This is a genomic window from Paraburkholderia sp. Ac-20342 (assembly GCF_017104985.1).
Taxonomy (GTDB): Bacteria; Pseudomonadota; Gammaproteobacteria; order Burkholderiales; family Burkholderiaceae; genus Paraburkholderia.
Genome location: NZ_JAAGPQ010000162.1, coordinates 1 through 6,528, shown reverse-complemented (window position 1 = coordinate 6,528; position 6,528 = coordinate 1). Strand labels below are relative to the sequence as shown.

At 65.3% G+C, this 6,528-nt stretch carries 7 protein-coding genes; 6 read left to right on the top strand and 1 reads right to left on the bottom strand.

Annotated elements, in window-relative coordinates:
- From G3N58_RS33020 to rlmD, 4 genes are all read left to right on the top strand, one after another.
- A partial coding sequence (locus tag G3N58_RS33020) for a peptidoglycan DD-metalloendopeptidase family protein (RefSeq protein WP_206001291.1) occupies window positions 1-235 on the top strand: 235 nt, incomplete at its 5' end.
- An 11-nt stretch (window positions 236-246) separates the two neighbouring features.
- Entirely contained in the window at window positions 247-1,314 is a 1,068-nt protein-coding gene (rpoS, locus tag G3N58_RS33015; protein ID WP_167038462.1) for an RNA polymerase sigma factor RpoS, read from the top strand.
- Between the two features lie 4 nt (window positions 1,315-1,318).
- A complete protein-coding gene (locus tag G3N58_RS33010; protein WP_206001290.1) occupies window positions 1,319-2,095 on the top strand; it encodes a 3'-5' exonuclease in 777 nt (258 codons plus the stop codon).
- A gap of 194 nt (window positions 2,096-2,289) precedes the next feature.
- Entirely contained in the window at window positions 2,290-3,720 is a 1,431-nt protein-coding gene (gene rlmD / locus G3N58_RS33005; RefSeq protein WP_206001289.1) for a 23S rRNA (uracil(1939)-C(5))-methyltransferase RlmD, read from the top strand.
- 174 nt (window positions 3,721-3,894) lie between these two features.
- Here the strand turns inward: rlmD and G3N58_RS33000 are convergent, their stop codons facing one another.
- On the bottom strand, window positions 3,895-4,758 hold the full coding sequence (locus G3N58_RS33000; protein WP_167038456.1) for an outer membrane protein assembly factor BamD: 864 nt from the start codon (window positions 4,756-4,758) through the stop codon (window positions 3,895-3,897).
- Between the two features lie 38 nt (window positions 4,759-4,796).
- Between G3N58_RS33000 and G3N58_RS32995 the strand changes: the two genes are divergently transcribed.
- Together G3N58_RS32995 and G3N58_RS32990 are read left to right on the top strand one after the other, a co-directional pair.
- Window positions 4,797-6,098, top strand: a complete 1,302-nt coding sequence (locus tag G3N58_RS32995) for an RluA family pseudouridine synthase (RefSeq protein ID WP_206001288.1) — start codon at window positions 4,797-4,799, stop codon at window positions 6,096-6,098.
- Window positions 6,095-6,528: laccase domain-containing protein (locus tag G3N58_RS32990; protein WP_206001287.1), on the top strand; the 434-nt coding region annotated here is incomplete at its 3' end. The genes G3N58_RS32995 and G3N58_RS32990, both read left to right, overlap by 4 nt.

Here is a 6,528-nt window from a genome sequence, read left to right as displayed (position 1 = left end):
TGCCGGAAATGGGCTGCGTGGTTACGGCAATCTCATTATCATCAAGCATGATGCAACTTATCTCACCGCGTATGCACACAACCGCGCTTTGATGGTAAAAGAGGGGGACGCGGTGACGAAAGGGCAGAAGATCGCTGAGATGGGCAATAGCGATTCCGACCGCGTGATGTTGCATTTCGAAGTTCGCCGGCAGGGCAAACCTGTCGACCCACTGAAGTATTTGCCGCCGCAATAAGCGATACGACCATGCCGAAATCGAAGCGCCGCCCGCCGCAAGCCGAGTCTGAGAAGATCAGCAAAGCCACGTCCGCCGCAGCGGACGAAAGCGGCGCTTCGGAAGTGGAAGAAGAGATCGTCGAAGAGCGCGATCTCGACGAGAACGAAACCGCCGACACGCGCGAAGGCTCGAGCGGCGCGGCACCCGACGCCGACGATTTCCGCGCCCTGCTGCAGGCCGAGCTGACGGCCGACACGATACAGCACTATCTGAACCGCATCAGCGTGAAGCCGCTGCTCACCGTCGAGGAAGAGCAGAAATATTCGCGTCTTGCCAAGGCCGGCGAGTTCGAGGCGCGCCAGGTGATGATCGAGCGCAATCTGCGGCTCGTCGTCAGCATTGCCAAGGGTTATCTGAATCGCGGCGTGCCGCTGCTCGATCTGATCGAAGAGGGCAACCTCGGCCTCATGCACGCGATCGAGAAATTCGATCCGACGCGCGGCTTCCGCTTCTCGACTTACGCGACGTGGTGGATTCGCCAGAGCATCGAGCGCGCGATCATGAACCAGGCGCGCACGGTGCGATTACCGGTGCACGTGATTCGTGAGCTCAACCAGGTGCTGCGCGCGAAGCGCCATCTCGAGAAGAATTCGATGAATTCCGGCGAGGCCGCCGAGCGTCGCGACGCCAGCATCGACGACATCGCCTACCTGACCGGCAAAACCAGCGACGAAGTGACCGACATCCTCGCGCTGAACGAGCACACGGCCTCGCTCGATGCACCGCTCGATCTCGATCCGGCGAGCAGCCTGCTCGATCTGCTGTCCGACGATCAAAGCCAGTCGCCCGATGCGGAGGTGCAGCATCGCGAGCTCGAAACGCTGACGCGCGCGTGGCTCGCGCGTCTGTCGGACAAGCACCGCCATGTGATCGAACGGCGTTTCGGCCTCAATCACATCGAACCCGCCACGCTCGAAGAGCTGGCCGACGAAATGGGCCTCACGCGCGAGCGTGTGCGCCAGATCCAACAGGAAGCGCTGGTGCGTCTGAAGCGCTTCTTCGCCTCCAACGGTGTCCGCAAGGACGCCGTTCTGTAACCTGATGACACCGATTCTTGTTTTCGACATCGAGACGATTCCCGATGTCGCCGGCATCCGCCGTCTCGAAGATCTACCCGCCTCGATGAGCGACGCCGAAGTCGCCGAACACGCGTTCGCCGCGCGTCGCGAAAAAACCGGCAGCGATTTCCTGCCGCATCACCTGCAACGGGTCGCGGCGATTTCCTGCGTGTTCCGCGACAGCAACGGCTTTCGCGTGCGCTCGCTCGGCACGCCCGAGGACGGCGAGGCGACGCTCGTGCAGTCGTTCTATCGCGTGATCGAGAAGTACACGCCGCAACTCGTGTCGTGGAACGGCGGCGGCTTCGATCTGCCGGTGCTCAACTATCGCGCGCTCGTCAACGGCATTCCCGCGTACCGCTTCTGGGACGTCGGCGAGGACGACCGCGAGTTCAAGTGGAACAACTACCTCAGCCGCTACCACGCGCGCCATACCGATCTGATGGACGTGCTGGCGATGTACCAGGCACGCGCCAACGCGCCGCTCGACGCGCTCGCGAAGATGTGCGGTTTTCCGGGCAAGATGGGCATGGACGGCAGCCAGGTGTGGCAGGCGTTCCAGCAAGGGCGCATCGAGGAAATCCGCAACTACTGCGAGACCGACGTCGTCAACACGTACCTGCTGTATTGCCGTTTCCAGTTGATGCGCGGCGGCTTCTCGCCGTCGGAGTATGCTGACGAGATCAATCTCGTGAAGAACGCGCTCGCGCTCGAAACTGCGCCGCAGTGGGCCGAGTATCTGGCGGCGTTCGAGCAGTGAGCCGCCGCGCGCGGTTGGGTGGGCGCATCGAGTCGGCGTGTTGCGGCTGGGAGGAAGACGTGCGGGTCCGGTTGCCGCGGTAATTCGGCCTCGGCTCTTTGCGGCGCACGCGGCCGAGTCGCGTACGATCGCAGGCAAGCCCGGCGCTTCGTCTACAATCTCGCCTTTCCCCACAGTTTGTCAGGAAGTCGCAGGTGTCCCGAACTGCCCCCCAACGTCGCGCGCCGCGGCGCTCATCGAAGCATGCCAAGGCGCCGGCCCCGACGCCGGCGCTCGTCATTACCGGCAACGAGCCGGTCATCGAAATCGTTTCGCTCGATATGGAAGCGCGCGGCGTGGGCCGCACCGACAGCGAAGACGGCACGCCAGGCAAGGTGATCTTCGTCGAAGGCGCGTTGCCGGGCGAGCGCGTCAGCTATACGACGCATCGCAGCAAGCCGAAATTCGAGCAGGCCGAAGTCGTGCAGGTGTTCCGCGAGAGCGCGATGCGCACTACGCCCCAATGCCGCCACTTCGACATTTGCGGCGGCTGTTCGATGCAGCATCTCGACGTGCGCGCGCAGGTCGCGGTCAAGCAGCGCGTGCTTGAAGACAACCTGCAGCGCCTCGCGAAGCTGCGCCCTGAAACCGTGTTCCGGCCGATTCACGGGCCGTCTTGGGGTTATCGCTATCGCGCGCGTCTGGCCGTGCGTTATCTGCCGGAAAAGGGCGGTATGCGCATCGGCTTTCACGAGAAGAAGAGCAGCTATATCGCGGACATGAAAACCTGCGAGGTGCTGCCGCCGCATGTGTCGGCCATGCTGATGCCGCTGCGCTTCATGGTGCGCAAGCTGTCGATCTACGACCGCATGCCGCAGATCGAACTCGCGGTCGGCTCGTCGGTCACGGCGCTCGTCGTGCGCAACCTCGAACCGCTCACCGCCGCCGACGAACAGGTGCTGCGCGATTTCGCCGACGAGCACAAGGTGCAGTTCTGGATTCAGCCGGGCGGCCCGGACACAGTCACGCCGCTCTATCCGCTCGACGTGCAGCTCGACTACACGCTGCCCGAATACGGCATCCGCATGCCGTTCAAGCCGACCGACTTCACGCAGGTCAATCACGCGATCAACCGCGTGCTCGTGAGCCGCGCGTTGCGCCTGCTCGCGCCGGCGCGCACTGATCGCGTGCTCGATCTGTTCTGCGGAATCGGCAACTTCACGCTGCCGCTCGCGCGGCTTGCGCGGGAAGTGGTCGGTATCGAGGGCAGCGAGGTGCTGACCGGGCGCGCGCTCGCGAACGCCGAGCTGAACGGCGTCGCGGGGCATACGTCGTTTGCGTGCCGCAATCTGTTCGAAGTGACCGCCGACGACCTGCGCGCGCTCGGCCACTTCGACAAGTTCCTGATCGATCCGCCGCGCGAAGGCGCGCTCGCGGTCGCGAAGGCGCTCGCGGAGATCGCGCAGAGCGGCAATGGACCGCTGCCGAAGCGCATCGTCTACGTGTCGTGTGCGCCGGCTACGCTCGCGCGCGATGCGGGCCTGCTCGTGCACGAAGCCGGCTATCGGCTCGTTGGGGCGGGTGTCGTGAACATGTTCCCGCACACGTCGCACGTGGAGTCGATTGCGTTGTTCGAGCGGGATTGAGGGGGAGCGCGCGACGCCAGCGGCCAGGCGGCGGGCGTCGCGTGTCAGTGCGCATGCAGACACGTTGACGTGCGGATGCGCGGGCATAAAAAACGCCACGACTTTCAGGTCGTGGCGTTTTTTATTTCAGAGGCTGAATGTATTCAGCGGGCGGCAAAGCTCAGCAAAGTTAGCTTAGAACTGCCACCACGACTTCTGCGTGCCCGGCCGCGCGTGGCCCGTGATGTACGGGCTGTCCGGGAACGTGCCCGCGAGCACGCGGCGCGTGTCGTCGGCCAGTTGCGGCTGGTTCAGCTTTTCGTACGACAGCATCATGATGTGCAGCGCGTCTTCGATGGCCGGCGCGTTCTTGTATTCGTGCAGCGCGAGTTGCGCGCGGTTGATTGCCGCGACATAGGCGCCGCGACGGTAGTAGTAGTCCGCCGCGTGGACTTCGTGCGACGCCAGCGCGTTCACGATATAGCGCATGCGTTGCGCCGCGTCCGGTGCGTACTTGCTGTTCGGGAACCGGTCCACCACGACCTTGAACGCGTCATACGATTCGCGCAGCGACTTCGGATCGCGCTCGCTCATGTCCTGGCCCGAGAAGCGGCCGAACAGACCGAGGTCGTCGTTGAAGTGGATCATGCCTTTCAGGTAGTACGCGTAGGCGATGTCCGGGTGATCCGGGTGCAGCTGGATGAAGCGGTCGATGGCCTGGTCGGCGGCGGCGTCTTCGTTGTCTTTCCAGTTGCAGTATGCGACGTTGATCTGCGCCTGCTGCGCGAAGTGGCCGAACGGGTCGCGGCCCTCGAGCATTTCGAAGTATTTCGCGCACTTGCCGAAGTCACCGCCGGTTAGGGCGTCGTTCGCCTCCGTATATAATTTGTTGTTGTTCCACGTTGCCGTTTCGTCGGTCTTCTCCGGCAGGCCGTGGCAAGCCGCAATAGCGACGACGGCCGCGGCGCACGCAACGTATCCGGCCACTTTCCGGGCCGCCTTCTTGATGGCCGCCAAATTGAGCGCCGCTGCTTCAGTGATGGTGTTCAAGGCTCGCATTTTCCAGTCTAGCTTTACGTCCAGGTGACCCAGACTCAATGACCCGCTCAAATACTCCAGGCACCGCAGGCGCCGGGAATAGCAACGAAGATTATAGCGTAAGCGCCGACCCCGCCGACGCGTTGGGCGTCGATTCGCTCGACGACGATTTTGCTGCCGACGCGCCCGCCGCAAGCCATTCGCAAGAAGCCGCCGCGAGCCCGGCGGCGCCGGTGCCGGGCCGCATCGCCGACGAAAGCCCGCGCCAGGTCGTGGTGCCCGACGAACTGGCCGGCGAGCGGCTCGACAAGGTGCTCGCCAAAGTGTTTCCGGAATTTTCGCGCAGCCGTCTGCAAAGCTGGATCGAAGCCGGGCGCGTGCGCGTCGACGGCAAGCCGGCGAAGATTCGCCAGCCGGTGCCGCTCGGCGCCACGATCGAGCTCGTGCCCGACCTGCTGCCCGAGCAGCTCGCCTTCACACCCGAGCCGGTGCCGCTCGAAATCGTCTACGAGGACGACACGCTCGTCGTCATCAACAAGCCGGCCGGCATGGTCGTGCATCCGGCCGCCGGCAACTGGAGCGGCACCGTGCTCAACGGTCTGCTGCATCGCTATGGCGAAGCCGCGGCCGGCCTGCCGCGCGCGGGCATCGTGCACCGGCTCGACAAGGAGACCTCGGGGCTCATGGTGGTCGCGCGCACGCTCGAGGCGCAGACCGACCTCGTGCGCCAGTTGCAGGCGCGCACGGTCAAGCGCCGCTATCTCGCGCTCGTGTGGGGCAACATGCCCGAGGACGGCACGATCGACGCGCCGATCGGCCGCGATCCGCGCGAGCGTACGCGCATGGCCGTGGTGACGGGCGCGGCCGGCAAGCCGGCGCGCACGCATTTCCGCCGCGTCGACGCGGCGATCTGGCAGCGGCAGCCGGTCACCGCGATTCACTGCGATCTCGAAACCGGCCGCACGCATCAGATTCGCGTGCATTGCGCGCACGTCGGCCATCCGCTGCTCGGCGACCCCGTGTATGGACGCGCGCGCGGCAAGCGTTCGGTTACGCCGCTGCCGGGCGGCTTCGCGCGCCAGGCGCTGCATGCATGGCGGCTCGGGCTGATTCATCCGAAGACGGGCCGCTCGATGCAGTGGCGGGCCGAGGTGCCGGCCGACATCGCGGCGCTGTCCGAGGCGCTCGGCCTCGGTCGCGACGACGCGGGCGAGTTCGACGACGTGTACTACGAGGATGAGGACTACGACGTATCGTCCGCCGACGCCGATTACGATGAAGATCACGACGGCGACGCCGACCCCGAAGATCACGACGCCAACGAGGCCCACGAGGCCCACGACGAGGACGATCCCACATGAACGCAGCTTTGCCGGAACTGGATTTCGCCGATGTCGTGCAACCCGCATGGAACGTCTCGCCGCGCGTGCGCGCGCTCGTCACCACCCGCAACGGCGGCGTGAGCGACGCGCCATTCGGCCGCTGGCGGGATGGCGCGGACCAGCCCGGCGGCCTCAACCTCGGCATGAAATCCGGTGACGATCCGGCCGCGGTCGCGAGCAATCGCGCGCGGCTGCTCGCGCTTGCCGGCGTTGGCGAAGCTGCGTGGCTCGAACAGATCCACGGCGCCGGCATCGTGCGCGCCGAGGACGTGCTCGCGCAGGCTCACGCGGACGGCACGCCGACGCGCGCCGACGCGAGCGTCACCGATCGCGCGGGCACCGTCTGCGTCGTGCTGGTTGCCGATTGCATGCCGGTGCTGCTGTGCGACGCAGCGGGTCGCGCGGTCGG

Excerpts from the sequence above, each read along its gene's own strand:
- rpoS (WP_167038462.1), top strand. The coding sequence starts at position 247 with ATGCCGAAATCGAAGCGCCGCCCGCCGCAAGCCGAGTCTGAGAAGATC.
- G3N58_RS33010 (WP_206001290.1), top strand. The coding sequence starts at position 1,319 with ATGACACCGATTCTTGTTTTCGACATCGAGACGATTCCCGATGTCGCC.
- G3N58_RS33000 (WP_167038456.1), bottom strand. The coding sequence starts at position 4,758 with ATGCGAGCCTTGAACACCATCACTGAAGCAGCGGCGCTCAATTTGGCG.
- G3N58_RS32995 (WP_206001288.1), top strand. The coding sequence starts at position 4,797 with ATGACCCGCTCAAATACTCCAGGCACCGCAGGCGCCGGGAATAGCAAC.